Origin of the sequence: Streptomyces coacervatus (genome assembly GCF_029223485.1) — a bacterium.
In the GTDB taxonomy this organism is placed as follows: domain Bacteria; phylum Actinomycetota; class Actinomycetes; order Streptomycetales; family Streptomycetaceae; genus Streptomyces; species Streptomyces coacervatus.
The window spans coordinates 64879-90515 of sequence record NZ_JARHTP010000019.1 but is presented as its reverse complement, the minus strand read 5'-3'; the positions used below and the strand labels follow the sequence as shown (position 1 = coordinate 90515).

Genomic DNA, 25637 nt, shown 5'->3' with positions numbered 1-25637 from the left:
GGCTACAGATTGCCGAGCGGCTCGATGTCGACCTTCACCGGGGTGCCCCAGACGCGCAGCACCTCATAGTCGGTGAACTCGTGCACCAGGCGGTACGCCATGGCCGGACGAGGGCCGCGGCGCTGCGCGGCGAGGTACAGCTCGGCCTCGCGCCGGTCCCGGCGCGGGGTGCCGCACAGCTGCCACGCCTGGCCGTTCCACGCTTCAGGGAGCCAGCGCTGCTGGGGCTGCGGGCGGTCGGCGCTGACGCCGTAGCGGGAGGGGGCGGTCTCGGTGGGGTGCGAGGGCACGGGGCCGCCGTTGTACTCGGCGCGGCGGGCCGCACGGCGCCTGGTCTCGCAGAGCAGGCAGAGGTCCTGGGCGTTCTCGTCGACCGGGCCGTTCGGGTGCTCGGGGCAGCGGGTGGTGGGCACGGCGCCCGTGACGCTCTCGGCCAAGAGGTCCAGGGCGCGACGGAGGTCGGCCTTGACCTCGTGGAGCTTGGCGTCCGGGGTGTCGGGCGTGAGCACTTCGCCGTGCTCGCCGAGGAGGCGGAGGGCGCGGCCGAGGGCGGTTAGCTGGGCGTGGTTCATGGGTGTCAGTCTGCGTAGTCCTTGAGCTTTTCGGTATTCAGGGTGATGTTCACGGGGGAGGGGATGTCGATGACGGCTCCCCAGGGGTAGGACGGGGTCTGCTGGTAGCGGCCGTCCTTCGGCTCGCTGTAGACGGCGATCGTGTTGTTGTCGCGGTCGATGAGGAGGTAGACGGGGATGTCGGCTTCGGCGTAGCCGACGGGCTTGTCGATGCGGTCGCGCTGGTTGGTGTCGCGGTCGTGGGAGGTGATCTCAAGAGCCATGAGAATGCCGTCGGTGTCGGACCACTCGCCGTGTCCCACAAAGTGGTCCACGAACACGAGCGCTGCGTCGGTACGGGCACGTCCCTTGCGGTAGGCCTCGGCCTTGACACCGGACTCGGGTGTGAGATCGAGGTCGGGGCGCTGAAGAAGGAACTGGCGCAGCAGCCACATGTAGATCGAGCGGTGGTTGCCGTCCGGCATTGCCTTGACCTCTAGTTTTCCGTTGATGTACTCAAGCCGGACAGTCTCCGGTGCCCGGCGCTCCAGTTCCTCGAAGTCCTCGACGCTGAGGGGGTCCTTCGTACGGATCCGGCCGTCGACGAATTCGAGCCGTACGTGCGCCGGGGCCACGGCGACCAGGTCCTCGAAGTCCTCGATGGGCATCTGCGGGCGTTCGGCGGTGCTGGGGGTCATGGAATCGCCTCCTCTCCTCCATCGTGCCCCGGAGTGGTGACGTCGGACCGTCGGAGCTGTCATGCGGGTGTCCCTTCGTGTCGTCGTTGATCCATTGCGGCACGGATTGCTGCCGCGCGGGTGTGGACTGCGGAGGCCGGAAGAGGCGTGTGGTGGCCACTGGGGGCGCGTTCGCCTCGGCATGCGCCGCAGATGCCGCCCGGCAGGGCCTCCGGGCGTCCCGGGGCGCCGCACTTCGCGCACTCCAGGACGCGGAGGGGCGGGCGGTATGGCTCTCGTACGGGTTCGGGCGGGAGTTTGCCGGTCAGGCGGGTGCGGACGAGGGCGGCCGGGTGGTGGACCGGGGTGGGCAGGCCGCTGGTCAGGGCGTGGAGTACGGCCGCGTCGGTGGCCCCTCGGGCGAACCACTCCGTCACCAGAGGGGCGAGCGCCGCGCAGTCGGCCTGGGAGAGCGTCAGGACGGGGGCCGTACGGCCGAGGGCGGCGAGGAGGATGTGGGCGCGGGAGCGGGTGGGGGGGGGGCGGGCCGGTTGCGGGGGTTCCTTCGGTACGTCGCCTCGGGTGAAGGTCGCCCACCAGTTGTCGTCGCGTGCGGTGCGGGTGAACCACGTTCGGGTGATCCAGCGCTGGCTGCCCGAGTCGGCGAGATGTTCGCGGCCTCGGCGTAAGTGCCCTGCGCGTTGCAGGTTGTTGAGGGCGGTGCGGAGCGCGCACTGTCCGTACGGCAGCGTCTTGGCCAGCGTCTTTACGGAGATGTCGGCGCCGTCGGGGAGGCGGTCGATGTACGCGGCGATGGAGGCTTCGCGGGGTGAGAGGTGGGCGAAGTCGTGGGCGGTGCGGGGGAGTTGGTCGGGCGCGGAGCGCTTGCCGTAGCCGGGATTGGCCAGGGGGTGGGGGAGCGCGTGCGCGGGCAGGGAGGCAGCACTAAGCTTGGCTTCAGCCATGGGATCGGGCCTAACGATCTCGTTGGTCAAGCCCCCGCAGGTGTTGCGAGCACCGAGCGGGGGCTGTTCGTTATGCGGGCACGCTAGACGATCGTCACTGTGCGTTGCAAGCCGAACGCGTCAAGTCAACTCGCCGGGAGGGAGGGTGGGTTGAGGCCCTCCACCCATTCCACAGAAAAAGGGCTCGGAGCTGGGGGCTTGAGCTTCGGGGGGGGCTGCTGAGTCAGCCGTGCTTGAGGTTTTCGACGAACGCGGACCAGGCCTCCGTCCGGAACACGAGCTTCGGGCCGTGGGGGGATTTGGAGTCGCGGACGGGGACGAGGGCGGGGTGGTCATCGGCTATTTCGAGGCAGTTGCCGCCGCCACCACCGCTGTAGCTCGACTTGCGCCATACGGCCGTGCTCAGGTCGTAGTCAGGGATGTTCCTCATGGCCGTAATCCTGCGCCAACGCCTCGATCAGGGCCAGGGACTTCTCCCGTGAGAGCGCGGAAGCCACGAGGAGATCAAACGTGAACCTCAGTTGGGAGACCGTGGCCGGGTCGTCCTCCAGCCGTCCGATGCGCACCCCCTCGAAGTAGACCAGTGGAGGGGCGTCCTCGAATTCCATCAGCTTCAAGGCACCCTCCATTGCCGTATGCGCTCCCGCGCTGAACGGCAGTACTTGCACGATGATCCGGCTCCGGCGGGCCAGACCGGCGATGTGGCGCAGGGCCTCGGCCATTACGGCTCGGCCACCGGTCTCCCGGCGCAACGCTGCTTCGTCAAGTACTGCCCACAACACCGGCCTTGTTGGATGGTCGAGCAGCCGGATCCGCTCCATCCGGCCTTCTACCCACTCGTCGATGGTCTCCTCCGGGGCCGTCGGGTCGTACCCGCGGTTCACGGCTCGTGCGTAAGCGGGTGTCTGCAGCAGCCCAGGGATTAGAAGCGGCGCGTACTCCCTGATGGCCGTCGCTTGAGCCTCGGCCTCCGCCACCTCCGCGAAGTGCTCCGGATACCTGGACTTGGCCGCCGCCCCGCAGTTCCGCAGGAAAAAGCCCCCGGTCTCCAGGACTTCGTCCAGCAATCGCGCGTAGCCCGGCTGCATCCGCCGAGTCCCCGCCTCCAACTGCCCGATGAACGACCCGCTTACGAACAGCCGCAGGCTCAGCTCGTCCTGGCTCAACCCGGCCTTCTCGCGCGCGTGCCGCAACTCTGCACCCAGCAGCGCCCGGGGCGATGACGACGGGTCGAGGTCCTTCGGTCCCGGCATGGGCAGCCAACTCCCTGTCTGACAGAGGAGATTGTTGGAACGTTTCGTATGGCCAGGTTAGGGGCGTTGCGGCCACGCTGTGTTGCGAACAGCAAACTCAGCGTGGAGGTATGAGCGACGTGCGGTCGACCGAAGAAATCGTGGAAACCCTGCGGGAGGCATTGACCGGTGTCGGTGTCGCCCTGCCGTCCCTCCGCGTCGATCCCGTGACCGGCGCGAGCGACGAGCCGTTCGCTCTGGTCGACCTCGGCCGCTGCAATGTGCGTACCGCCGAGAAGCTGGCGTCCGTGCTGCGGGGGGAGCGGCCGGCGGTCGGTGCATACGCAACCGATGTGCGGGACGGGCGGATCGGCGAGGTCATGGGGCATGTGGGCGGGCGGGTGCAATTGCGGCCGGTGGGTGGCGGGCGGGAGTGGGAGTGTCCGCCGGAGTCGGTGGGGGCCGCGCCGCCGGAGGAGGTGCTGCGGGCCCGGGTGCGGGGCCGGAACCGGGAGGCGCGGCTCTCGTGAGAGCGTCAGGTGACGGTGAACCAGGCGACGAGCAGGCCGGCCGCCAGGCACACGGAGCCCACGATGCAGAAGACGACAACCAGCACGCCGCCGTCGTGGCCGTCGATGAGCATCCGCTTCGGGTTGTCCGGGTCGTAGAAGACGGTCACCGCTGCGCCCGGGCGGAGGTCGCCGACCGTGTTCCTGGCGACCGAGGATTCGGCCTCCACCGTCCGGCCGTCAGCGGTCACCCACTGGACCACCGGCCGGTACATCGTGCGGTTCGAGTCGAAGTCGCGGTGGGTTTTCAGCCCGACGACCGTCGCGCGGGTCTGCGCCCCCTCCTGCCGCAGCCTGCGTGACCGGCGCCCGACCAGGACGCCGACCGTCATGAACACCGTCCCGAGCAGCAGCGGAACACCCGCGCCGATCAACCCGCCCATGAACCCTGTATCTCCTCGCCACCCGGGACCCGTCGCCGCACGCTACTTCATGACCGAGTTGCCGTACTCCATGCATCTGCCGGTCAGCGGGCCGCCGCCGCCAGTGCCGCACGCAGATGCCCGTCGGAGTCCTCCAGCAGGCGGGCCGCCGTCGCGCCGTCGACGTCGGCCAGGATGGTGAGGATCGCGTTCTTCACCTCGCCGTCGGTGGCCGCGAGGGCGCGCTCGACCTCGTCGTCCGACGCTCCCGTGGCGAGGGCGACGATACGGCGGGAACGGGCCCGTAGCTTCTCGTTGGAGGCGCGTACGTCGACCATCAGGTTCCCGTACGTCTTGCCCAGGCGGATCATCGTGATCGTCGAGAGCATGTTGAGGACCAGCTTCTGGGCCGTGCCCGACTTGAGGCGGGTGGAGCCGGTGAGCAGCTCCGGGCCCACGACGATTTCGATGCCGTGCTCGGCTGCCGCGGCGAGCGCGCTGTCGGCGTTGCAGGCGAGGCCGATGGTCAACGCGCCCAGGCTGCGGGCGTGTTGTACGGCGGCGATCGCGTACGGGGTGCGTCCGGAGGCGGAGACCCCGACCACCGTGTCGGCGGCGAGGAGGCGCAGGGCGTCGAGGTCGCGGCGGGCGAGCTCCGCGGAGTCCTCCGCGCCCTCGACCGAGGTGACCATGGCGTCGGGGCCGCCCGCGATCAGGCCCACCACCTGCTCGGGGTCGGTGTTGAAGGTCGGTGGGCATTCGGAGGCGTCCAGTACGCCGAGCCGTCCGGCGGTGCCCGCACCGGCGTAGATCAGCCGCCCGCCGCGAGCCATGCGTTCCGCCACGGCGTCGATGGCGGCCGCGATGGCGGGGAGGCGCTCGGCAACGGCTGCCGGGACGGTCGCGTCCTCGCCGTTCATGAGCCGGGCGATGTCGAGGGTGGGCAGCCGGTCGATGTCGGCAAGCTCGGGCCGGAAGGCCTCGGTGGTCAGCGATTCCAACTCGGCGCGGAGATCACGGGGGCTGGAGGTGGAAGTCATGGGGGGCGGCTCTTTCGACGTACGGTTCCGGTAGATGCTTTTTGCCTTTAAGGGGCGCGGGGAACTGCGCGACCAGCCACGACGGCCCCGCACATACCCACAAACGGTCGAAGCTGTCGAAGCTACGGTCTACCGCCGGTGCCGATGCGCCAGCGCCTCGTACGAAGCGGCCAACGCAGGCGCCGCGGTCTCGTACGTCCGCTGCGCAACCCCCACGAACAGGCAGTCCACAACCAGGAGTTGGCTGGTCCGGGACGACATCGCCGCCGGACGCAGCTCGCTCTCCCGCGCGGTGGATGTCGTCAGGATGTGGTCGGCGTACTGGGTGACGGCCCCGTCGGGCCGGCCGGTGATCGCCACGGTCGTCGCGCCGTGCTCGAAGGCGACCCGCAACGGCTCGATGACGTCCCCCGTCGACCCCGAGTGGGTGATCGCGACAGCGACATCACCCGCGCGCATCTGCACCGCGTTCGTGACGGCGAGGTGCGGATCGCTGTGCGCGTGGGCTATCAGCCCGATGCGCAGCAGCTTCTGCGCCAGGTCCTGGGCGACGAGACCGGACGCCCCGACCCCGTACACGTCTATACGCCGCGCGCCCGCCGCCGCGGCGACCGCCGCCCCCAGCTGCACCGTGTCCAGCCCTGCCGCCGTATCGGCCAGCGTCTGCTGCTCGTCGTAGGCAAGTTTTGCGACGACGTCGGCGATCGGGTCGTCGACCGCGATGTCGGTGGTGATGGCGGGTGCCCGTCCGGACTGCTGTTGTGCCGCGAGCCCGGCGAGGGCGAGGCGCAGGTCCCGGTACCCGGGGTAGCCGAGCAGCCGAGCCGTCCGTACGACCGTCGCCTCGCTGGTGCCGGTGAGTTCGGCGAGACCGGTGACCGTGAGGGCCGAGCAGCCGGCCGGGTCGCTCGCGACGGCCTCGGCGACGCGCTGCATGGAGCGGGTCATGGAGGGTGCGAGGGTGCGCACCTTCGCCGCGAGGGCGGCGGGGGCGGGAGGCGCACTCGCCTGGCCTGCGGAGCCGGAGCCGGAGCCGGAGAAAATTTCCTTCACGTTCTGGGTCACCTATGAAAGATATTTTCGCCTCGGTGTCTCGGTCAAGAGTGCGCACAATGGGTGGCATGGATCCCTCGGACACCCCCATCAGCCCTTTGGAGCAGGCGTTGCACGCCGCACGCGCCCTCGTGCTCGCCGATCTGGCCGCGGGCGAGGTTGCGGAGGCGGACATGGTGTCCATGGTCGAGGAGTCCGTCGTACAGCGGCGGTGGTGGGTGGAGCAGTGGCCGGAGGGTGTCGAGTACGTCGCCGGGCTGGTCGCTCAGGACGTCCAGGACGCCCTGCTGGAGACCTACGGCCGCTGGCCGCTGTGCCCGGTGTGCGGCGCGGGCGACCCGCACGCCCTGGAGGTCGAGCCGGAGCTCGGCCCCGATCCGCACTGGGTGTGCCACAAGGCGGGCGTGAAGGTCGCGGCGGTGGGGACGCTGGGGTCGGCGACGGGCGGGGCGTCGCCGGGCGGGGCGCCGTCCTCGTGACCGTGTACATCGACCCGCCGAACTGGCCCGGACACGGGCGCATGTGGTCGCATCTGATCTCCGACGTCTCCTACGACGAACTGCGCCTGTTCGCCGACGAGTTGGGCGTGCCACGGCGGGCCTTCGAGCGCGACCACTACGACATTCCGTCGCACCGTTACGAGGATGCGGTGCGGGCGGGGGCGGTGCGGGTCAGCAGCCGTGAGGTGGTGCGGTTGCTGGTGGAGTCGGGGTTGCGGAGGCCGAAGGGGCGCCCGGCCGCAGACACGGTTTAGGCGCGGCGGACGTAGAGCTCCAGCGTGGGCTCCATGTCGTGTTCGTCATGTGCCGTCTGTTCCTCCGCCAGGCTGGCGCGGGTGAAGCCGGCCCTTGCCACCACGGCCTGGGACGGCAGGTTCTGCTGGTCGATCGCGGCGAACAGCAGCTTTACCTCGTCCCGCGCCAGCGCCCATTCCGACAGTGCGCGCAGCGCCTCGGTCGCGTAGCCGTTGCCGCGGGCCGCTTCGGTGAGGTCGTAGCCGATCTCCACCCGGCCCTCGTCGTCGGGGACCCCGTGGAAGCCCATGCCGCCGACCGCCCGGCCGTCCTCGCGGCGTACGAGGGCGAACACGCCGAACTCCGGGCGGTGCACGCCTCCTTCGTACGCCTTCAGCAGGAAGCCCGAGGCCTCCCGGGTGCCCTCGTACGGGCCGCCGTCGATCCACTCGAAGCCGCCGTCGCCGCCCGTCACCAGGTCGCGTGCGGCGGCGGGGGTGATGCCCTGCAGGGTGAGGCGGTCGGTCGGGATGACGAGGTTGTTGTTCCAGCGCCACTCGGTGAGGCGGGCCCGGCCGGGGAGTTCGCCGCGGCCGGTGGCCCACAGGAATGTGCGCCAGTGGTCGGGGCCCGGCTGGACGTGCGGAAAGATCTGTGTGAGGACGAACTCCGGGAGCGCGGACGGGGGTTCGTACGGCAGGCCCAGGCCCTCGGCTATGTCGTGCGTGTGGGCGAGGATCTCGGCGACGCCCATCGCGGCGAAGCCCTCGCGGTTCGCGCTGCGGAACGGATACGGGTGGAAGGCACGGACCTCGCGCGGGGTGGTGCGGACGGCCGCGGCGAGCAGGGCGCCGGTCGCCCGGATCACATCCAGCAGGCCTGTGTTGTCGGTGCCCTCGTCGAGGGCGGGCTCGAAGGGGATGTAGGCGTCCTGGGCGCGTCCGGCCAGGTTGGCCGCGTACGCGAGGAGATCGTCCGCGATGTGGAGCGCCGTCCGGTGGCAGTTCCACTCCAGCCCGGCCGCCTGCACCTCCGTCCAGTCCCGGTCCACCGCCGGCCGCAGGGCCGCCACGCAGCCCGCCACGGCCTCGTCCACCTGGTCCCCGCCCAATGCATGCATGGGCCGCAGACTATGTGGCCGGGTCCGCCGGAAGCGACAGCATTTCCAGTTCGGAGCCGATGTTGTACCGAGCCGTCGCCTCCCACTTCTCCTGCCCGTACGGCGTCCTGAACAGCCTTGGCAGAGCGAGGAGTTGGCGCAGGATGCCCGCCCTGCCCGCGCGGAAGGCGTCGCTCGGGACGAAGTGGTACTCCTCGCGGACGGCCGCGGTGTAGGCGGCGTACGCGGACGGGGGCGAGGCCAGGATCGCGAGGTCGGCGTCGCACAGGACCTGGCCGTCGCGGTCGTCGTCGGCGGGGTCGTGGGTGACGGTGAGGCGGACGAGGCGGGCGACCTCGGCGGTCTTCGCGTCGGGGACGCCCGCTTCCGGGAGGGCGCGCTCGGCGAGGCGGGCCGAACGCTCCTCGTTCTCCGAACGGTCGGGGAAGTAGACCGCATCGTGGAACCAGGCCGCGAGGCGTACGACCTCGGGATCGTCCGCGTACCTCTCCAGTACGTCGATGTGGTCGAGGACCGCGGTGAGGTGCGCGAGCGTGTGGTAGCGGCGCTGCGGTTCCTGCCAGCGGGCGAGGAGGTTGTCGGCGTACGGGGCCGGGTCGGGGCCGGCGGCGGGGGACCGGGCTCCTTCCAGGGCACGGGTCCAGCGGGTGCGCAGGGCGTCGAGCGGCGGTGCGTGATCGGCCATGTGCGTATTCTCCCGCCGATCACAGGGTGGCCCCTAGCGTGGAGCCCATGACTACTGCCGAGGTACGCGACCCCGAACTGCCCGGACGGCTCCTCACCGCCGAGCGCGACGCCCTGATCCCGGTCCTTCGCGCCCGCCCGGACGCGGACTACGCGCTGCCGACCACCGCATGTCCGGGGTGGACGGTGCGGGATGTTCTCGCGCACTGTTCGTCCGCGCTGCTACGGGTGGTGGAGAGCCGTTTCGAGGAGGGAGTCTTCTCGCCCGCCGCCAACGACCGCGACATCGCCGAGCGGGCGGAGTGGACCAACCAGCAGGTCGTGGACGAGCTGGAACGCGGGATGACCGAGGCGGGCCCGGTGATCGCCAAAGCGGGCGGGGTGCTGGACCGGATCGCGCTCGGGGAATGGGTGCACGCGGGCGACGTACGCGATGTCTGGGGTGAGCCGGGCGCGTATGCGGGGGCGGGGTTGGCGGACGCCCTCGCCCTCCTCGCCCGGATCACCCGCGAGCGGGGCCGTCTGCCGTTGCACGCCGACCTCGACGACGTGGACGAGCCGGTGCTGCTGGGGGAGGCGAGCGGGGGGCGGAACCCCGCGCGCTTCATCGGTGACGCGGCCACGCTCGTACGGCTCTACGCGGGCCGTGCGGTGCCGGAGGGCACCTCGTACGAGCTGGTGGGCACGGAGGCGGCGAAGCTGAACATGTTCGGATGACGGCCTGAACATCCCTTGCGGCCCGGGGGCGATCTCGCGGCCGTCCACCCCGCCGTCGTACCCTGAGATTGGACTAGACCTGTAGCCGCTCCAGGGGAACACCGACGGAAGGGGTCCTATGAGCACGCGTGCAGTCCTGGAGGTGATCGCCCTCGGTGTCGAGGACGCGGTCGCCGCCCAGGCCGGAGGCGCGGACCGCCTAGAGCTGGTCACCGACATGGCGGCCGACGGGCTGACCCCGCCGGTCGCCACGGTCGAGGCCATCCGTGCCGCCGTCGACATCGACCTGCGCGTGATGCTGCGACTGGCGGACGGGTTCGCCGCCGGGGAGGTGGAGCGGCTGGTGCGGATTGCCCGGGACATGCGGGCGGCCGGGGCCGAGGAGTTCGTGCTCGGGTTTCTCGACGCGGACGGGGGCGTCGATCTCGGCGCCGTGGAGCGGCTCGCGGCGGAACTGGACGGCTGCCGCTGGACCTTCCACCGCGCGATCGACCACGCCGCCGACCGGGATGCGCTGCGCAAGCAGCTGGACGGGCTGCCCGGGCACGACGCCTACCTCACAGCCGGTTCGGCCGCGGGTGTCGACGAGGGGCTCCCCACGCTGCTCGCCGAGGCGGCGCGGTGCGGGGAGCCCGGGTACGAACCGCAGATCATGGTCGGCGGAGGGCTGCGGCTGGAGCATGTGCCGAAGCTCAAGGCCGCCGGGATCGACGCGTTTCACATCGGCGGGGCTGCGCGGCCGGGGGGCTGGGAGGCGCCGGTCTCGGCGGCGGCCGTGGGGCAGTGGCGGGCGGTGCTGGACGGCGAGTGAGGCCGAGCGGAGCGAGCCCCTCGGGCCGCCGGCTGCTGCCCCGCTGAACTCCCCGCCCGATCAGGCCAGCTGCGGCGGCAGCGGCGCCGCATGCGTCACGATCAGCCCGGACACCGCTCGGGTCAGTGCCACGTACAGGCGGCGCAGGCCGGTCCGTTCGTCCGGCTCGCCGTCCACCACCGCCTGCGGCTCGTCCAGTACGACGTAGTCGTACTCCAGCCCCTTCGCGAGGGAGGCCGGGACCAGGGTGAGGCGGGTCTCGGCCGTCGTCTCCTCGCCGGGTGCGAGGTACGAGATCCCGGCCGCAGTCAGCCACTCCGCCAGCTCCGGGATACGGGCGTCCGCCGCGATCAGGCCCGTCGAGCCCTCGTTGCGGAGCAACTCCTCGCAGGCGGTGACCACTTGACTGGTGTCGCTGATCTCGCGCAGGGCGAAGAAGCCGGGGTTCTCGCGGACCGACGCAACCGGGGTGAGGCCGGGGGCGATGTGCGGGAGCAGCCGGGAGGCGTACGTGATGACGTCCGTCGGGACGCGGAAACCGGCGGTCAGCTCCTCGATGACGCCGTCCGTCTTGCCGAGGTGGGACAGGGCCTCGTCCCAACTCCGCGTCGCCCAGGGCGTGGTGCCCTGCGCCAGGTCGCCGAGGACGGTCGCGCTGCCGGTGGTGCAGCGGCGGCCGACCGCGCGGTACTGCATGGGGGAGAGGTCCTGCGCCTCGTCCAGGACGACATGGCCGAGGGAGTGCGTACGCTCGACGAGGTCCGAAGCCTCGTCGATCAACACGGCATCCGCGCCCGACCACTTGGCGGCTTTGACGCTGCGCACCGGCTTCGCCCACAGGATCGTCTTCTGCTCGTCCTCGTCGAGGACGCCTTCCGCATGTACGGCGAGGAAGTCCGCGTCCGTCAGCAGCCGCAGGACGAGCTTCGCCGGGTCGACCGGCGGCCAGACCGCCTTCACGGCCGCCTTCACCGCGGCGTTGCGGGCCACCGCGTCCTGAACCCGGTCGTCCGGTGCCTCGCCCGAGCGCTCCATCTGCACCAGTACGGCGTGCGCGATGCGCTGCGGGAGGGCCTCGCGGGCGGCGCCGTAGCGGATGCCGCGGTCGAGCAACTCGCGGACGATGTCCTCCAGTTCGTACGCCGGTACCCGCCACCGCCGCGACCCGCGCACGACCACGATCGGCTCGGTCGGCATGGTGACGTGCGAGTGGACGGCCTTCCTGAGGACCTCCGCCATCCGCGCGTCGCCCTTGATGATCGCGGCGGCCGCGTCGTCCGTGCCGCGCACCTCGATGTTCCGGGCGACGAGGTCGTCGACGGTGGCCTGCTGGACCGTCAACTCGCCGAGCGCGGGCAGGACTTGCTCGATGTAGTGCAGGAAGGACTTGTTGGGCCCGATGACGAGTGTGCCGGTCCGGGCGAGCCGCTCGCGATGGGCGTAGAGGAGATAAGCGACCCGGTGCAGACCGACCGCCGTCTTCCCGGTCCCCGGTCCCCCCTGCACACACACGGTCCCGCCCAGCCCACTCCGTACGATCTCGTCCTGCTCGGGCTGGATGGTGGCGACGATGTCCCGCATCGGGCCGACGCGCGGGCGCTCGATCTCCTGCTGGAGCAGCTTGCTGGTGCGGGCCGCCTCGGCGGGGTCGGAGAGGTGCTCGTCCTCGTACGCCGTGATGTTGCCGCGGGTGTACCCGAAGCGGCGGCGCAGCCCGATGTCCAGCGGGTCCTTCTTGGACGCGCGGTAGAACGGCTGCGAGACCGGCGCCCGCCAGTCGATGACCATCGGGTCGCCGTCGTGGTCGTGCACGTGCCGGCGCCCGATGTAGAACTGCTCGCCTTCAGCGCCCTCGGCCTGGTCGGCGCCGGGGGAGTGCAGATAGTCGAGGCGGCCGAAGAAGAGCGGAGTGTCGCTGAGGTCGGCCAGCGCCTTGATGCGCTCGTCGATCTGGCGGGCCAGGACCTCGGCGTTGACCCAGTTCGCAGTGACGTCTCGGATGTCGAGCGACTCGACGTCCTCGCGCATGGCGCGCAGGGCGGCACGGGATTCGGCGAGGTGCGAACGCTCACGGGAAAGCGGGTCGAGCGGGTCGAGCGGGTCGAGTGGGTCGAGCGGGTCGTCGGCGGGCGTGGACAAGGGGGTGCCTCCGAAGGTGCTGCGGGCTGAGGTGCGGCGATGTGCCGACCGGTTTCCGTCCGGTCGGCGGCGCTCCGGCGAGGGAGGCGGGCAAGAGCGGAGATTTTAGGCGAGCGGGGGAGGCGGAGGCCAACGGTTTTTCTCCCCCTGGAGGTCCCCTAGGGGATGTCCCTGTCGTACCTGGGAGGGAGGGCCGCGCCCTCAGTCGTACGCGGCGACAACGCAGGTTCGGCCCGCAGGCCGATGCTCTCCTTATGCCTGGCGATCCACCATGGATACATGAGCGCAGCAACCATCACCCCAGCCCCCGGCCGGCCGGGCCCGCCTGGCGCCACCCCTGTCCTCGGCAGTCACCGCCACCGCCTCGGCGACGCCCTGCGCGCCGTGAAGGTGTTCGCGGGCGCCGCCTTCGACGTCGTCATACTCGGCGAGTACGGCGAGGAAGCGGGCGTACGCCGAAAGTGACGTGCCGCAGGCCGTCCGCTCAGCCGTCCGCTCAGCCCTCCGCGAGCATCTCGTCCGCGTCCACGATCCGGTACGCATATCCCTGCTCCGCCAGGAACCGCTGGCGATGCGCGGCGAAGTCCTGGTCGATCGTGTCCCGTGCCACCACCGAATAGAAGTGGGCCTGATGCCCGTCGGCCTTGGGCCGCAGCACCCGCCCCAGCCGCTGGGCCTCCTCCTGCCGTGAGCCGAAGGTGCCCGACACCTGGACGGCGACCGTCGCCTCCGGCAGGTCGATGGAGAAGTTCGCGACCTTGGACACGACCAGCACGCTGATCTCGCCCTCCCGGAAGGCGTCGAAGAGCTTCTCGCGCTGGGCGTTGGAGGTCTCGCCCTTGATGACGGGCGCGTTCAAGTGCTCGCCCAGCTCGTCGAGTTGGTCGATGTACTGCCCGATGACGAGGATCTGCTGCCCGGCGAACCGCCGCACGATCGCCTCGGTCACCTTCCGCTTGGTCTCCGTCGTTGCGCAGTAGCGGTATTTCTCCTCCTGCTCTGCGGTGGCGTAGGCGAGCCGCTCGGAGTCGGTGAGGTTGACCCGGACCTCCACGCAGTCGGCGGGCGCGATGTACCCCTGCGCCTCGATCTCCTTCCACGGCGCGTCGAACCGCTTGGGCCCGATGAGCGAGAAGACGTCGGACTCCCGCCCGTCCTCCCGCACCAGGGTCGCGGTCAGCCCCAGCCGCCGCCGGGCCTGCAGATCCGCGGTGAACTTGAAGACCGGCGCGGGCAGCAGATGCACCTCGTCGTAGACGATGAGCCCCCAGTCCCGCGAGTCGAAGAGCTCAAGGTGGGGATAGATCCCCTTCCGCCTGGTCGTCAGCACCTGGTACGTGGCGATGGTGACGGGCCGGATCTCCTTCCGCGTCCCGCTGTACTCACCGATCTCGTCCTCGGTGAGGCTCGTGCGCTTCACCAGCTCGTGCTTCCACTGCCGCGCCGAGACGGTGTTCGTGACGAGGATCAGGGTCGTCGACTTCGCCTGCGCCATGGACCCCGCGCCGACGAGCGTCTTCCCGGCCCCGCAGGGCAGGACCACGACCCCGCTCCCGCCGTGCCAGAAGTTCTCCACGGCCTGCTTCTGATACGGCCGCAGGGCCCAGCCGTCCTCGTTCAGCTCGATCGGGTGCGCCTCGCCGTCGACGTACCCCGCAAGGTCCTCGGCGGGCCAGCCGAGCTTCAGCAGCGTCTGCTTGATCTGCCCGCGCTCGGACGGATGCACCGCGACGGTGTCCGGGTCGATCCGCGCCCCGACCAGCGGCGCGACCCGCTTCGACCGCAGGATCTCCTCCAGCACCGGCCGGTCGGTGGTGGTGAGGATCAGCCCGTGCGTGGGGTGCTTGCTGAGGGTCAGCCGCCCGTACCGGTCCATGGTGTCGGCGACATCGACGAGCAGCGCATGCGGCACGGGGTACCGGCTGTACTTCACCAGCGCGTCCACGACCTGCTCGGCGTCGTGCCCGGCGGCCCGCGCGTTCCACAGCCCCAGCGGCGTCACCCGGTACGTGTGAATGTGCTCGGGCGCCCGCTCCAGCTCCGCGAAGGCCGCGATGGCGCGACGGCACTCGTCGGCCTGCTCGTGGTCGACTTCGAGGAGCAGGGTCTTGTCGGACTGGACGATGAGTGGACCATTCACGCGCGGCACCCTTTCCGTAGGCCGGACGGCTCGGCCAAACGTCCAGTGTGCCGTATACACGGACGATCACGGCCGGTCGTGAATCAGTCGTGACCGGTCCTGATCAATCTTCCGCGAGTTCCGCCACCCCTGTGACCCGATGCAGTGGATACGTCCGCACCTCGTCGGCCGTATGGTCGTACGCCGTCACGAAGCCGCCCTCGACGCGGATCGGGGCGATGACGCGCTGGCTGGCGGCGCCCTCGGCGTTGACGTAGCCGATCCAGAGGGCCTCGCCGGTGAGGACGGCGGCCTGCATGGTGGCGAGGGTCTCGGCGGAGTTGGTGCGGGGGAGGGCGCCGCTCGGGGAGGCCGACGGGGGCTGTTTGCGCGGGGTCGTGGAGGCCAGGTCGCCCGCCCGGATCGCGCGGATGGCGGCCGCCAGGAGCGTGCTGTCCGGGGTCGGCGGGCCGTCCGGGACCGGCGCGGGGGCGGTGCGCGGCGGGGTGCGGTGGGCGTCGGTGCGGGTGATCAGGACGTCGCCCTCCGCCGACTCGGCGGCCGGTGCGAAGCCCATCGCGCGCAGGCCGTCGAGGAGGGTCGCCGGGTCGGCCTGGGTGGCGAGGACGGTCGGGGCGAGGCGGCGCAGGCGCAGGGCCGCGGCACGCTTGTCGGCCATGATCTCGTTCAGCAGCGCGTCGTCGTCGCAGCGGACATAGGACGAGGCCGCGCCCACGCGGAGGTGGCCGTGTTTGCGGGCCACGTCGTCGATCAGATACGCCAGCGGCTGCGGGACGGGCGTGCGGGAGTGGGCCGTCAGGAAGGCGTGCAGGTCGGAGGCGGTGCGGCCGGCGTCCAGGGCGCGTCGTACCGAACCCGGTGTGAAGCGGTACACCGTCGCCCCGCCCTTCGACTCCACGTCCGCCAGCACGTCCAGCGTGTCGGCCAGCGGGCGCTTCAACGGGCCGGGGGCGACCGCCGTCAGGTCCGCCTGGAGCAGGACGTGGTCCAGGGGTTCGGGGAGGAGCGGGGTGAGGAGCCGGGCGGCCGCGGCGGTGGCGGTTGCCTGTTCGGTGGGGGAGAGGGGGTCCAGGGTCACGGGAGTGTGGTGGACCGGGAGCTTGTCACCGGGGCCCTGCTGAGTGGGCTCGGCGTCCTTCGGCGCAGGTGCGGGGGCGGGCGGGGGCGTGCCCAGCAGGGCCCTGCCGTGCGCCGACAGCGCGCCCCGCCCCGTCACGCCCAGCATCTCCGCCTCCGTCAGCGCCCAGGTGGCGAGCCGTCCGCGCAGGTCCTCGTGGGGCTGGGGGCCGCGCAGGGGCCGCTCCCAGCGCAGCCGGGCCAGCACGGACTCGGCGGACGGCGACGCCCCCTGCCCCAGCCCGGCCAGCAGCGTCAGCACCCGGTGCCGTACCTCCGGCGCGGCGCTGCGGTCGAGCCCCGGGCCGAGCGCCGACAACGTACGGTCCTTCGCGTCCCGTCCCCCGACGACGCCCGCAGTCCGCGTCGCCGTCAGCCACGTCTGGGCCAGCTGCGCCCAGCGCTCGGCGGCCGGCAGCTCCAGCCACTCGTCGTAGGCCGGGGTCGCCGCATACCGCTCGTCGGCCTCCCCGTCGGACGCCAGCAGCCCGGCCGCATACGCGAGCTCGACCCAGAAGGCGGCAATGGGTTCGGACACGTCGAGCGCGACGGCAGTGCGCTTGAGGTCGCGGACGCTGAGACCGCCCGCCCGCAGCACCGTGGGCCCGCCCTCGTCCCAGTCCTTCAGCAGCTCCTCCACCGTCGACAGCGCGGTGTACGCCTGCCCGGCCGCCGTCGCGTCCACAACCTGTGGACGGTGCGTGGCCGTCGCCTCCAGGGCGGGCGGCAGCGGCTCGGTGGCGCGATGCGCACGCCCGCCGCGCAGGTGCAGGGCCACTTCACGGGGCAGTACGACCGTCCCGGGCGCCGTCGGCAGCAGCAGCCCCCGGTCCAGGAGCCAGCGCAGGCGCGCGGCCGGATCGGCGGTGACCTGGCCGTACGGAGGCCCCCAGACGAGGCGGTCCAGCACCTCCAGCGACTCGGGGGACGCCTCGGCCAGCAGCGCCGTCATACGTGCGCGGTCGCTGAACAGGGCGGTGAGCGAGGCCACGGCGGAGACGGAGTCGTGCGTCGAGGGCAGCCCGACCGTGGTGACGATCTCCTGGATCCGGCCCGGCGAGATACCCGCCGTCACCTCCTGTGCCGTCGGCCCGAGCCCCGTCGGCGACGGGTGCTGCGGCGACGGCGCGAGCAGCTCACGGGCCGTCCGCACCAGACGCAGCCGGTCGTCGCCGCCCCACACCAGGGCCTGCTCACGCAGCGTTCCCAGGGCCCGGGGGAGCGTCGCGGCGACCGCCGGGTCCCCCGCGTCCCCGCGCATCAGCCCGAGCAGTTCGTCGTACGACGCCGGGTCCGCCGCCACGGCCAGCGCTTCCGCGGTCTGCAGCGCGAAACGGTCCAGCCGCTCCAGGGCGCGGACGACCGAGGCGCGGGTGCCGGCGCGGGTGGCGAGCTGGGTGAGGTCCGTGGGGACGGGGGTGATGAGGTCGGGGCGGGCGCGCAGCAGCTCCGCCAGGGAAGCGTCGTCCCTGAGCCGGAGTGCCTCTGCGAGAGAACGCGGGGCCGGGGTGCTCATCTGACTCACGGTAGCGGGTGGGCTCGCGTCCCTGGGGGCTCCGCCCCCAGACCCCCGTCGGCCCGAAGGGCCTCGTCCTCAAACGCCGGACGGGCTGAGTTTGGCTAACGGAGCGTTTCTCAGCTGACCTCTGGATGAACTTCGTCCGGAGGTATGCGACAACCCTGGCCGCACTCGGCACGCACTCGTCACCCTTGGCTCCCTGTCAACTACGCCGTTCAACAAGGCCGTTCAACAAGGAAATTGAACAACGGGGGGAGCCGGTGGTGGGGATCTTCGGCGTGGAGTTCGACTTCAACAACATCGTCGCGATGGTCAGCGTCGCGATCCCGGTGCTGGCGTTCGTGTGGGAGTTCGTCGTCATACGGCGCAAGCGGCTCGGCTACCGCCTCCAGATGGACACGCTCGCCACCGACACCGCGCACGCCCCGAGCGCCGACGTCCTGGCCCGTATGCACGACGACGGCAGGCCGCTGACGGAGCCGTCGTTCGTCCTGGTGCGGATCGAGAACGCCGGCTGGCGGGAGATCGTCGCCGGGGACTATCTGACCCCGCCCGACGACCGGACCGGCATCCGGGTCCTGTTCCGGGACCGCAGGGTCGTCGGCATGGCGGTGACCGAACTCAGCCAGCCCGCACTGCGCCACTTCTTCGTCAGCACCCGCCAGGGCGTCACCCAGGAGACCGACGGCTTCGGCATCGACGAGCAGGACGGATCCGGCCTCATCAGGCTGCCCAAGGTGACGCTGAACCCCGGCGCCCACTACAAGGTTCTGGCCGTCCTGGAGCGCCGGTCCGGGAGTCCGGGCGCCGCCTTCCCCGATCCGGAGTTCCAGGCCGAGGTGACCGGCGGCAACAGCCGCTCCTTCGCCTGGCTCCGCTGGCTCGCCCGGCTCAAGCTGGCCCACACCGAGAGCCACACCTTCGCCTCCAGACCGGCGAAGGTCGGCCTGGTCCTGCTGGCGACGGCCGTCCTCCTCCAGTCGGGCCTGACCCTGTTCTGGCCCACCAGACCCGCCCCGCTGGACTGCGTCGGCGGCACCCTGCACGTGGAGGGCTCCACGGCCTTCGCGCCCGCGGTGCAGGCGGCCGCCAAGGAGTACGCGAAGCTCTGCGAGGCCAAGGGCGCGAAGATCGCCGCCGACGACGGCGCGTTCCAGGGCAGCGGGGAAGGCATCGCCGCGCTGGAGCGGACCGGCGCGGCCGCCGGTCTCAAGGGCACCGAGGGTCTCGCCGACCGCATCGCCTTCACCGACGGACCGGCGGACGAAGGCCACCCCGAGATCCTGCCCCGGCCCGTCTCCTACGCCCTGTTCACCCTCGTCGTGAACAAGGACGCGAAGGTCCGCAACCTCTCCCTCGCGCAGATCCGCGCCATCTACACCAAGAAGATCACCAACTGGTCGGAGGTGGGCGGTGCGAACATCCCCGTCCACCTCGTCGACCGCCACCGTGACTCCGGCACCCGTAACGCGCTCGAAAAGCGCGTCCTCAAGGGCAGGTCGGTCCCGGAGGCGGACGTCAACGACTGCGCCCAACTCGCCCACGACAAGCCGGGCGTCTGCGAGGTCGACAGCACCGACACCCTGCTGGACCGGACCGCCACGCTGCCCGGCGCCCTCGGCTACAGCGAGGCGAGCAGCGTGACCTCCGCCGACCTCGTCAAGCTCCGTATCGACGACATGCCGCCCACCCTCGACGGCGTCGAGAACGGCACCTACCCGTACTGGCAGACCGAGTACGCCTACACCTACGGGGAACCGCCGGCCGACTCCATCGCCGCGGCCTTCCTGCGCTACCTCACCGACCAGGGCGGCAAGGACATCCTGCGCGAGTACGGCAACCGCCCCTGCTCGGAGACCGCATACCCGCTGGTGTGCAGGCCGACCTGACCCGCGGCCTGCGCTACCGTCGTCACCACGGGAATCCGAGGGAATCCGAGGGAAACTGGGGAGTCCGGGGAATCCAACACACCCGCCCCAAAGGGGACTTCGTGGGTATCGAGAGCGACAAGGTCGTCTACGAGTATCTGAGCCGCGTCGGCGACGTGGCGCAGCAGCGGCAGCTGCCGTCGGCCGCACGCATGCGCCTGGTGTCGGAGTTGCGCAACGAGATCGACCGGCGCCGGGCGAAGACGACCGTCGACAGCCCCGCCGCGGTCCGCCGCATCCTCTCCCGGCTCGGCACCCCCGACGAGGTCGTCGCGGCCGCCGGAGGTGCCCCCTCCGGGGGAGGCACCGCCGCCGCACCGCAGTCGCCGCCCGCCCATGTGCCCGTACAGCGGGACGACGAGCCGGAGGACGGCAAGCGGCTGCCGAAGAGCCTGCGCCGGGTGGTACCACGCCCCCGCCCCGCCCAGCCCGAGAAGCCCGCCCCCTCCGACATCCCCTCCCCACCCCACATGGCCAGTGCCGAGGAACTCGGCAACAGCGCGACCCAGCCCGACTGGTGGCGGGTCGACAGCACCCCCTTCGGCGAGAGTGTCCCGGGATTCACCGGCGGCGTGGAGATCCCGGACCTGCTCAGGCCGCCCCGCCCGAAGGAACCGGAGAAGGAGCCTCCACCCGCCACCGAGCAGGCCGTGGAGGCCGAGGAGGAGGCGGTCCCCGCGGCCGTCCCCGCCGCCCGTCGCCGCCGCCTCTCCGTCCCCACCGGCAGCTGGAGCAACCCGCTCCTCCTGATCGCCGCCGGCCTGCTCGTCGTCGGCGCGATCCTCGGGAACTGGTTCGCCCTGCTTCTCGGCTGGCTCATCGCCTACGCCTCCCGCCGCCTCACCCAGACCGAGTCGAAGTGGGCGGTCCTGGGCATGCCGGGCCTCGCGATCACAGGCGGCCTCGTCTGGCTCTGGGGCAGAAACGACGGCCGCTGGGGCACCCCCATACCCCAGGGCCACATGAGCGACGCGATCGCCCAGACCTGGCCATGGGTGGTACGGGCCGCGGCGCTGGCTTCGGCACTCTTCATCACTTGGCGCTCACAGAAGCGCCCCTAAAGGGGCGCGGGGAACGGCGCGACAAGCCCCCACAAACCCGCAGCCGCCACACAACACTTTGGACCGAGCCACTGGGCACAATGGCCCATATGGCCTACACAACCGCGCCCACCGTCGGCTTCGACCTAGACATGACCCTCATCGACTCCCGCCCCGGCATCCACGCCTGCTACCTGGCACTCGCCGAGCGCACGGGCACGTACATCGACGCCGACCTCGCGATCACCCGGCTGGGGCCACCCCTCACCGACGAGCTGATCAACTGGTTCCCGCAGGAGCAACTGGCGGAGATGGCCGATCTGTACCGGTCGATGTACCCGACGATCGCCATCGCCGCGACGCCCGCGATGCCCGGCGCCCGTGAGGCCATCGACGCCGTGCAGGCGGCCGGCGGACGCGCGATCGTCGTGACCGCCAAGTACGAACCGAACGCCAAGCTGCACCTGGAACACCTCGGCATCCACCCCGACGAGGTCGTCGGCGACCTGTGGGCCGAGCAGAAGGCGGAGGCGTTGCGCGAGCACGGGGCCGGGATCTACGTCGGCGACCACACCGGCGACGTACGCGGTGCGCGCAAGGCCGACGCACTGTCGGTCGCCGTGGCGACGGGCCCGTGCAGCGCCGAAGAGCTGAGCACGGCCGGCGCGGACGTAGTGCTCGGAGACCTCACCGAGTTCCCAGGGTGGCTTGCGGACTACCGCCCGGCGCGGGCCTGACGGCGGCCCGCCGCAATCGACTGCAGCACTCCGGCTCCCGCGATGAGGAAGCCGACCCCCATGAGCATGCACAGTCCGAACATGTACGTCGGAAATGGCTTCGCGTGGAGGAACAGCGGAGCCACTGTGACGAGTGTGGCCAGGGCACCGAGGAAGAACACGATGGCACCGGCACGGATCAGTCGGTCACCGGGCCCGGCGGAATTCGTTTGGGTTTTGTCACGCACCGGACCAGGGTAGTTCCCTGCGCGAAGGAACAACCCGGCGACGTCTTGTCACCGGCCTGAAGACCATTAGCCTTGGTACCGGCGGGTCCCGACGACCCGCCCAAGTGCTATCAAGAGCCGTTTCCGAAGCAGTTTTCCGACGAGTACGAGGACGAGGACAGACGTGCCTACCGGCAAGGTCAAGTGGTTCAACAGCGAGAAGGGCTTCGGCTTTCTCTCCCGTGACGACGGCGGCGACGTCTTCGTCCATTCCTCGGTCCTCCCCGCCGGAGTCGAGAGCCTCAAGCCGGGACAGCGAGTGGAGTTCGGCGTGGTCGCAGGCCAGCGCGGCGACCAGGCCCTTTCGGTCACCGTCCTGGACCCGACCCCCTCGGTCGCGGCCGCCACCCGCAAGAAGCCGGACGAACTGGCCTCCATCGTCCAGGACCTGACGACCCTCCTGGAGAACATCACGCCGATGCTGGAGAAGGGCCGCTACCCCGACAAGGCCTCCGGCAAGAAGATCGCGGGCCTGCTGCGCGCGGTCGCCGACCAGCTGGACGTGTAACCCCGTACCACCCCGACCAACCTCCGTAACTTCTACGGGAATTCGAGCACATCCGGGCCGAGGGGCGGCACCAGCCCCTCGGCCGCCGCACGAGTGAGCAGCCCCCGCACCGCCGCATAGCCGTCCACCCCGAGGTCGTGGGTGAACTCGTTGACGTACAGGCCGATGTGCTGGTCCGCGACGGACGGGTCCATCTCCTGGGCGTGCTCCATGACGTACGGGCGGGAGACCTCGGGCTCGTCCCAGGCGGCGCGTACGGAGGTGCGGATGGATTCGGCCAGGCCCGTCAGGGCCTCGGCGCCCAGCGACCGCTTGGCGATGATCGCGCCCAGCGGGATGGGCAGGCCCGTCGTGTCCTCCCAGTGCTCGCCCATGTCCGCGAGCTTGTGCAGCCCGTAGTTCTGGTACGTGAAGCGGGCCTCGTGGATGACGAGCCCCGCGTCGACCTTCCCGTCCCGCACGGCAGGCATGATCTCGTGGAACGGCATCACGACGATCTCGCCTACGCCACCCGGGATGGTGTCCGCCGCCCACAGCCGGAACAGCAGATACGCCGTCGACTTCTCGCTCGGCACCGCGACCCTACGGCCCGTGAGGTCGACCCCGGCCTCCCGGGTCAGCACCAGCGGCCCGCAGCCGCGCCCCAGCGCACCCCCGCACGGCAGCAGCGCGTACTCGTCGAGGACGTACGGCAGCACGGCGTACGACACCTTCAGCACGTCGAACTCGCCGCGCTCGGCCATGCCGTTGGTGATGTCGATGTCCGCGAAGGTCACGTCGAGCGCCGGCGCACCGGGGACGCGGCCGTGGGCGAGGGCGTCGAAGACGAAGGTGTCGTTCGGGCAGGGGGAGTACGCGATCTGCAGAGGCTGCACGGGCTGTACGAGGTCACTGGTCATACGGGTTCCAACTCTCCAGGACGGGCGCAAGCTTCCCGAAGGCCTCGGTCAGGGCCGTGAGGGCGTCGCCGATGCGCCAGGCGGCGCGGTCGCGCGGGCCGACCGGGTTGGAGACCGCGCGTATCTCCAGCACGGGGACGCGATGGGCGGCCGCCGCCTCGGCCACCCCGAAGCCCTCCATGGCCTCGGCGAGGGCGCGGGGATGACGGGCGCGCAGGGCGGCGGCGCGCTCGGCGGTGCCGGTCACGGTGGAGACGGTCAGTACGGCTCCGGTGCGGGCCCCGGTCGCGGCCGCGAGGTCTCGTACGAGTGCTTCCGGCGGACGGTGGGTGACGGCCCCGAAGCCGAGCTCGGTGACCGGAACGAACCCCTCGGCCGTCTCGGCGCCCAGATCGGCCGCGGTGATCTCGTCGGCGACGACGAGAGAGCCGACGGGTGCCTCGGGCTGGAAGCCGCCGGCGATCCCGGCGGAGACGACGAGATGGTAGGGGGTGCCGCCGAGAGCGGCGGTGGTGAGGGCGGTCGCGGTGGAGGCGGCGGCGAGGGCCGGGCCCACACCGGCGGCGATCACGACGTGGCCGTCACCCGTGAACGCCCGGGCCACCGCGTCCCGTTCGGCGGGAACCGCGGTGGCCACGAGGACACGTACGGAAGGCACGGCAGACGGCGTCGGTGACGGGGTCAGTCGTTCTTCTTGAGCTTGAAGGACCACAGGCCGGTGACCGTGGTGCCGCTCTTCTTGCCGTCGCCCGCCTTGATGGTGACCAGGGTGGAGTTGCCCTGGGCGCCGTACTGGGCGTTGAAGAAGACGCTGCCCGGGACGGTGCGGTACGTCTTGTCGCTGTCCTCGGTCAGGGGCTGACCGTTCATCAGGATCGTCCACCGCTTGTCGGCGATCTTGGGGTCGACACCGAAGCGGACGGTCTCGTCGGGGTCGACGCTGATGGACTTGATGTCCTTGTCCTTCAGGCACTTCGCCAGGTCCGCGGTCTGCAGGGACTTGCCCTCACCGCCGCAGGTGGCCTCCGAGCTGACGGAGGCGCGGCCGACCGTGATCGTGGACAGCGGCGTCGGCTTGTCGCATGCCGACAGGACGAGCAGTCCGGCGGAAACGGCGCCGGCAGCGGCGACGGCGCGGCGGCGTCGCACAGCGGATTGCATGGAGGTCATGGGCGAAGGCTATAGGGCGCGTCCGACGCTCTCTTTACGTGGGGTGCGGCGTGCCCGTGTGTTACGCCACGCGAGGCTTCGGCGCGCCCCCGTGCCGTGCCGAGCCGAGCAGGCCGCGGACGGTGGTGACCCAGCCCAGGGCGATGACCGCGGCGGCCAGGGACAGTCCCGCCGCACCGTTGAGCGGCATCACGATGCCGATCGCGCCGCCCAGCACCCAGGCCATCTGCAGCATGGTCTCGGAGCGCGCGAACGCGGACGGGCGTACCGTCTCGGGCACGTCCCGCTGGATCAGTGCGTCCAGGGCCAGCTTGGCCAGCGCCTGCGAGAACCCGGCGAACGCGGCCAGGCACGCCACGAGAAACGCGCCGAAGAACATCGCCGCCGTGATCGCCGCGCCGAGCACGATCGGCAGCACCGCCACGATGATGAGCTCCGGAGACCGCTGCCGCAGCCACGCCCCGACCGCTGTACCGAGCGCGTTGCCCACGCCCGCCGAGACGGCCACTATCCCCAGCGACACGGCCGCGCTGGAGCCGGTCAGCGGATGCTCGCGCAGCAGGAAGGCGAGGAAGAAGGTCAGGAACCCGGACAGCCAGCGCAGGGCGGCGTTGGCGCCGAGCGCGTGGGTGACCGCGATACCGACCGTCCTGAGGCCGGGCCGCTTGACCGGCTTGAGGTGCGGCCCGTGCAGATGCTCGGCGTCCGCCGCCAGCAGCGCCGTGTCCTCGCCCTTGGCCGAGTCGACCTTCGGCGGCAGGGTGAAGGACAGGAACATGCCCCAGAGGTAGATCACGAACGCGCCGTAGAGCGGCCAGCGCGGCCCGATCGCATGCAGCCCGGCCCCGACGGGCGCCGCGACACCGGTGGCGAGGAGCCCGCCGAGCGTGACCCGAGAGTTGGCCTTCACCAGGGAGAACTTGGGCGGCAGCAGCCGGGGCACCACGGCACTTCTGACCACGCCGTACGCCTTCGACGCGACCAGCACGCCCAGCGCGGCCGGATACAGCTGGAGGCTGCCGGTGGTGACGGCGCCGGCGATGATCAGCGCGAGCAGCGCCCGGGCGAGCATCGAGCCCGCCATCGCGGCACGGCGGCCGTGCGGGAGCCGGTCCAGGAGCGGCCCGATGACCGGCGCGAGGACGGTGAAGGGCGCCATGGTGATCGCGAGATAGAGCGCGACGCGCCCCCGCGCCTCGTCCGTCGGCACCGAGAAGAAGACGGTCGAGGCGAGAGCGACGGTGATCATGACATCACCGGCGCCGTTGACCGCGTGCAGTTCGATCAGCTTGCCGAGGCCGGACTCGCCGGCGCCGTGCGCATGCGTGGCCTTGCGGATCCCGCGGGCGGTTCCGGTCACCGGGAAGTGCAGCGCACGGCCGACCGCACGGACGGACCCGCCGAACCGGCCCGAACCGCCAACACGACTGCTGCCCTTGATCCTGCCCTTGATCCCACCGGCCCCGGTGGCTCCCGGGGGCGTCCTTGCGGCTGCCACTCCGTCATAGTGCCCCGAGAAACCTGTGTGTAGTGGGGTTACCGCGCGTATGGGCGCGTAGTCCCATGTATTTCCCGTGGAATTCCCAGGCGCTTGCCAGGTCGGCAGGGGGAAACCTCCCGTCGGTGTAGGCCGAGCGGTCGCGAGAAGGTAGCGTGCGTA

28 protein-coding genes are annotated in these 25637 nt (G+C 71.1%); 10 read left to right on the top strand and 18 right to left on the bottom strand.

Features of this window, described 5'->3' with window-relative positions; genetic code table 11:
• Positions 1 to 2: 2 nt before the first annotated feature.
• The 5 genes from P2Q00_RS37710 to P2Q00_RS37690 form a co-directional block, all read right to left on the bottom strand.
• The gene (locus tag P2Q00_RS37710) at positions 3 to 572 is read right to left on the bottom strand and encodes a hypothetical protein (protein ID WP_275778684.1); all 570 of its coding nucleotides are present in this window, start codon (positions 570 to 572) and stop codon (positions 3 to 5) included.
• Positions 573 to 577: 5 nt separating this feature from the next.
• Complete coding sequence (locus tag P2Q00_RS37705) at positions 578 to 1249, bottom strand: Uma2 family endonuclease (RefSeq protein ID WP_275778683.1); 672 nt, start codon at positions 1247 to 1249, stop codon at positions 578 to 580.
• Between the two features lie 59 nt (positions 1250 to 1308).
• A complete protein-coding gene (locus tag P2Q00_RS37700; protein ID WP_275778681.1) occupies positions 1309 to 2193 on the bottom strand; it encodes a hypothetical protein in 885 nt (294 codons plus the stop codon).
• A 223-nt stretch (positions 2194 to 2416) separates the two neighbouring features.
• Positions 2417 to 2623 (bottom strand): DUF397 domain-containing protein, encoded by a 207-nt coding sequence (locus P2Q00_RS37695; RefSeq protein ID WP_275778680.1) that lies wholly within the window; start codon positions 2621 to 2623, stop codon positions 2417 to 2419.
• The gene (locus P2Q00_RS37690; protein ID WP_275778679.1) at positions 2607 to 3446 is read right to left on the bottom strand and encodes a helix-turn-helix domain-containing protein; all 840 of its coding nucleotides are present in this window, start codon (positions 3444 to 3446) and stop codon (positions 2607 to 2609) included. Before P2Q00_RS37690 ends, P2Q00_RS37695 begins: the two co-directional genes overlap by 17 nt.
• Before the next feature lie 119 nt (positions 3447 to 3565).
• Here P2Q00_RS37690 and P2Q00_RS37685 point away from each other — a divergent pair, with 119 nt between their 5' ends.
• A complete protein-coding gene (locus P2Q00_RS37685) occupies positions 3566 to 3955 on the top strand; it encodes a hypothetical protein (RefSeq protein WP_425579674.1) in 390 nt (129 codons plus the stop codon).
• Positions 3956 to 3960: 5 nt separating this feature from the next.
• On the opposite strand, the gene P2Q00_RS37680 is transcribed toward P2Q00_RS37685, so the two are convergent.
• From P2Q00_RS37680 to P2Q00_RS37670, 3 genes are all read right to left on the bottom strand, one after another.
• Positions 3961 to 4377: a DUF3592 domain-containing protein gene (locus tag P2Q00_RS37680; protein WP_275778675.1), complete on the bottom strand. Its 417-nt coding sequence runs from the start codon at positions 4375 to 4377 to the stop codon at positions 3961 to 3963.
• A gap of 83 nt (positions 4378 to 4460) precedes the next feature.
• The gene (gene murQ / locus P2Q00_RS37675; protein ID WP_275778673.1) at positions 4461 to 5396 is read right to left on the bottom strand and encodes an N-acetylmuramic acid 6-phosphate etherase; all 936 of its coding nucleotides are present in this window, start codon (positions 5394 to 5396) and stop codon (positions 4461 to 4463) included.
• A 129-nt stretch (positions 5397 to 5525) separates the two neighbouring features.
• On the bottom strand, positions 5526 to 6461 hold the full coding sequence (locus P2Q00_RS37670; RefSeq protein ID WP_275778671.1) for a MurR/RpiR family transcriptional regulator: 936 nt from the start codon (positions 6459 to 6461) through the stop codon (positions 5526 to 5528).
• Between the two features lie 56 nt (positions 6462 to 6517).
• Here P2Q00_RS37670 and P2Q00_RS37665 point away from each other — a divergent pair, with 56 nt between their 5' ends.
• On the top strand, positions 6518 to 6928 hold the full coding sequence (locus P2Q00_RS37665; RefSeq protein WP_275778669.1) for a DUF8819 family protein: 411 nt from the start codon (positions 6518 to 6520) through the stop codon (positions 6926 to 6928).
• Positions 6925 to 7203, top strand: coding sequence for a DUF4031 domain-containing protein (locus P2Q00_RS37660; protein WP_275778668.1), 279 nt, complete (start codon positions 6925 to 6927; stop codon positions 7201 to 7203). The genes P2Q00_RS37665 and P2Q00_RS37660 overlap by 4 nt, the downstream gene beginning before the upstream one ends.
• Here the strand turns inward: P2Q00_RS37660 and P2Q00_RS37655 are convergent.
• Positions 7200 to 8303 carry a GNAT family N-acetyltransferase gene (locus P2Q00_RS37655; RefSeq protein WP_275778667.1) on the bottom strand — a complete coding sequence of 368 codons (1104 nt, stop codon included), beginning with the start codon at positions 8301 to 8303 and terminating at the stop codon, positions 7200 to 7202. The two genes, P2Q00_RS37660 and P2Q00_RS37655, sit on opposite strands and share 4 nt — an antisense overlap.
• Positions 8304 to 8313: 10 nt before the next feature.
• Positions 8314 to 8988, bottom strand: a complete 675-nt coding sequence (locus tag P2Q00_RS37650) for an HD domain-containing protein (RefSeq protein WP_275778666.1) — start codon at positions 8986 to 8988, stop codon at positions 8314 to 8316.
• Positions 8989 to 9035: 47 nt separating this feature from the next.
• On the opposite strand from P2Q00_RS37650, the gene P2Q00_RS37645 reads away from it, so the two are divergent.
• Together P2Q00_RS37645 and P2Q00_RS37640 are read left to right on the top strand one after the other, a co-directional pair.
• Positions 9036 to 9704 carry a maleylpyruvate isomerase family mycothiol-dependent enzyme gene (locus tag P2Q00_RS37645; RefSeq protein ID WP_275778665.1) on the top strand — a complete coding sequence of 223 codons (669 nt, stop codon included), beginning with the start codon at positions 9036 to 9038 and terminating at the stop codon, positions 9702 to 9704.
• 118 nt (positions 9705 to 9822) lie between these two features.
• Positions 9823 to 10515 (top strand): copper homeostasis protein CutC, encoded by a 693-nt coding sequence (locus tag P2Q00_RS37640; RefSeq protein ID WP_275778664.1) that lies wholly within the window; start codon positions 9823 to 9825, stop codon positions 10513 to 10515.
• 60 nt (positions 10516 to 10575) lie between these two features.
• On the opposite strand, the gene P2Q00_RS37635 is transcribed toward P2Q00_RS37640, so the two are convergent.
• Positions 10576 to 12654 carry a HelD family protein gene (locus P2Q00_RS37635; RefSeq protein WP_275778663.1) on the bottom strand — a complete coding sequence of 693 codons (2079 nt, stop codon included), beginning with the start codon at positions 12652 to 12654 and terminating at the stop codon, positions 10576 to 10578.
• Positions 12655 to 12933: 279 nt separating this feature from the next.
• Between P2Q00_RS37635 and P2Q00_RS37630 the strand changes: the two genes are divergently transcribed.
• Positions 12934 to 13119, top strand: coding sequence for a hypothetical protein (locus tag P2Q00_RS37630; protein WP_275778662.1), 186 nt, complete (start codon positions 12934 to 12936; stop codon positions 13117 to 13119).
• A gap of 31 nt (positions 13120 to 13150) precedes the next feature.
• On the opposite strand, the gene P2Q00_RS37625 is transcribed toward P2Q00_RS37630, so the two are convergent.
• Together P2Q00_RS37625 and P2Q00_RS37620 are read right to left on the bottom strand one after the other, a co-directional pair.
• Positions 13151 to 14794: a DNA repair helicase XPB gene (locus tag P2Q00_RS37625; RefSeq protein WP_275778661.1), complete on the bottom strand. Its 1644-nt coding sequence runs from the start codon at positions 14792 to 14794 to the stop codon at positions 13151 to 13153.
• 103 nt (positions 14795 to 14897) lie between these two features.
• On the bottom strand, positions 14898 to 17426 hold the full coding sequence (locus P2Q00_RS37620) for a helicase C-terminal domain-containing protein (RefSeq protein ID WP_275778660.1): 2529 nt from the start codon (positions 17424 to 17426) through the stop codon (positions 14898 to 14900).
• 266 nt (positions 17427 to 17692) lie between these two features.
• On the opposite strand from P2Q00_RS37620, the gene P2Q00_RS37615 reads away from it, so the two are divergent.
• From P2Q00_RS37615 to P2Q00_RS37605, 3 genes are all read left to right on the top strand, one after another.
• Positions 17693 to 19318, top strand: coding sequence for a substrate-binding domain-containing protein (locus tag P2Q00_RS37615; RefSeq protein WP_275778658.1), 1626 nt, complete (start codon positions 17693 to 17695; stop codon positions 19316 to 19318).
• Positions 19319 to 19419: 101 nt separating this feature from the next.
• Entirely contained in the window at positions 19420 to 20418 is a 999-nt protein-coding gene (locus tag P2Q00_RS37610; RefSeq protein ID WP_275778657.1) for a hypothetical protein, read from the top strand.
• Positions 20419 to 20498: 80 nt separating this feature from the next.
• Positions 20499 to 21134, top strand: coding sequence for an HAD family hydrolase (locus tag P2Q00_RS37605; RefSeq protein ID WP_275778655.1), 636 nt, complete (start codon positions 20499 to 20501; stop codon positions 21132 to 21134).
• On the opposite strand, the gene P2Q00_RS37600 is transcribed toward P2Q00_RS37605, so the two are convergent.
• A complete protein-coding gene (locus P2Q00_RS37600) occupies positions 21113 to 21361 on the bottom strand; it encodes a hypothetical protein (protein ID WP_275778654.1) in 249 nt (82 codons plus the stop codon). The two genes, P2Q00_RS37605 and P2Q00_RS37600, sit on opposite strands and share 22 nt — an antisense overlap.
• Positions 21362 to 21524: 163 nt before the next feature.
• Here P2Q00_RS37600 and P2Q00_RS37595 point away from each other — a divergent pair, with 163 nt between their 5' ends.
• Complete coding sequence (locus P2Q00_RS37595; RefSeq protein ID WP_275778652.1) at positions 21525 to 21908, top strand: cold-shock protein; 384 nt, start codon at positions 21525 to 21527, stop codon at positions 21906 to 21908.
• Positions 21909 to 21940: 32 nt separating this feature from the next.
• On the opposite strand, the gene P2Q00_RS37590 is transcribed toward P2Q00_RS37595, so the two are convergent.
• The 4 genes from P2Q00_RS37590 to P2Q00_RS37575 all read right to left on the bottom strand — a co-directional run bounded on the left by P2Q00_RS37590 (position 21941) and on the right by P2Q00_RS37575 (position 25475).
• Positions 21941 to 22807, bottom strand: coding sequence for a 1,4-dihydroxy-6-naphtoate synthase (locus P2Q00_RS37590; protein WP_275778650.1), 867 nt, complete (start codon positions 22805 to 22807; stop codon positions 21941 to 21943).
• Positions 22797 to 23465 carry a futalosine hydrolase gene (locus tag P2Q00_RS37585; protein ID WP_275778648.1) on the bottom strand — a complete coding sequence of 223 codons (669 nt, stop codon included), beginning with the start codon at positions 23463 to 23465 and terminating at the stop codon, positions 22797 to 22799. The genes P2Q00_RS37590 and P2Q00_RS37585 overlap by 11 nt, the downstream gene beginning before the upstream one ends.
• Positions 23466 to 23488: 23 nt before the next feature.
• Entirely contained in the window at positions 23489 to 23977 is a 489-nt protein-coding gene (locus P2Q00_RS37580) for a DUF2771 domain-containing protein (protein ID WP_425579671.1), read from the bottom strand.
• A 61-nt stretch (positions 23978 to 24038) separates the two neighbouring features.
• Positions 24039 to 25475, bottom strand: coding sequence for an MFS transporter (locus P2Q00_RS37575; RefSeq protein WP_275778646.1), 1437 nt, complete (start codon positions 25473 to 25475; stop codon positions 24039 to 24041).
• Positions 25476 to 25637 lie beyond the last annotated feature (162 nt).

Coding starts and splice junctions, on each gene's coding strand:
- P2Q00_RS37710 (WP_275778684.1), bottom strand. CDS start 572: ATGAACCACGCCCAGCTAACCGCCCTCGGCCGCGCCCTCCGCCTCCTC.
- P2Q00_RS37705 (WP_275778683.1), bottom strand. CDS start 1,249: ATGACCCCCAGCACCGCCGAACGCCCGCAGATGCCCATCGAGGACTTC.
- P2Q00_RS37700 (WP_275778681.1), bottom strand. CDS start 2,193: ATGGCTGAAGCCAAGCTTAGTGCTGCCTCCCTGCCCGCGCACGCGCTC.
- P2Q00_RS37695 (WP_275778680.1), bottom strand. CDS start 2,623: ATGAGGAACATCCCTGACTACGACCTGAGCACGGCCGTATGGCGCAAG.
- P2Q00_RS37690 (WP_275778679.1), bottom strand. CDS start 3,446: ATGCCGGGACCGAAGGACCTCGACCCGTCGTCATCGCCCCGGGCGCTG.
- P2Q00_RS37680 (WP_275778675.1), bottom strand. CDS start 4,377: ATGGGCGGGTTGATCGGCGCGGGTGTTCCGCTGCTGCTCGGGACGGTG.
- murQ (WP_275778673.1), bottom strand. CDS start 5,396: ATGACTTCCACCTCCAGCCCCCGTGATCTCCGCGCCGAGTTGGAATCG.
- P2Q00_RS37665 (WP_275778669.1), top strand. CDS start 6,518: ATGGATCCCTCGGACACCCCCATCAGCCCTTTGGAGCAGGCGTTGCAC.
- P2Q00_RS37655 (WP_275778667.1), bottom strand. CDS start 8,303: ATGCATGCATTGGGCGGGGACCAGGTGGACGAGGCCGTGGCGGGCTGC.
- P2Q00_RS37650 (WP_275778666.1), bottom strand. CDS start 8,988: ATGGCCGATCACGCACCGCCGCTCGACGCCCTGCGCACCCGCTGGACC.
- P2Q00_RS37645 (WP_275778665.1), top strand. CDS start 9,036: ATGACTACTGCCGAGGTACGCGACCCCGAACTGCCCGGACGGCTCCTC.
- P2Q00_RS37640 (WP_275778664.1), top strand. CDS start 9,823: ATGAGCACGCGTGCAGTCCTGGAGGTGATCGCCCTCGGTGTCGAGGAC.
- P2Q00_RS37630 (WP_275778662.1), top strand. CDS start 12,934: ATGAGCGCAGCAACCATCACCCCAGCCCCCGGCCGGCCGGGCCCGCCT.
- P2Q00_RS37620 (WP_275778660.1), bottom strand. CDS start 17,426: ATGAGCACCCCGGCCCCGCGTTCTCTCGCAGAGGCACTCCGGCTCAGG.
- P2Q00_RS37605 (WP_275778655.1), top strand. CDS start 20,499: ATGGCCCATATGGCCTACACAACCGCGCCCACCGTCGGCTTCGACCTA.
- P2Q00_RS37590 (WP_275778650.1), bottom strand. CDS start 22,807: ATGACCAGTGACCTCGTACAGCCCGTGCAGCCTCTGCAGATCGCGTAC.
- P2Q00_RS37580 (WP_425579671.1), bottom strand. CDS start 23,977: ATGACCTCCATGCAATCCGCTGTGCGACGCCGCCGCGCCGTCGCCGCT.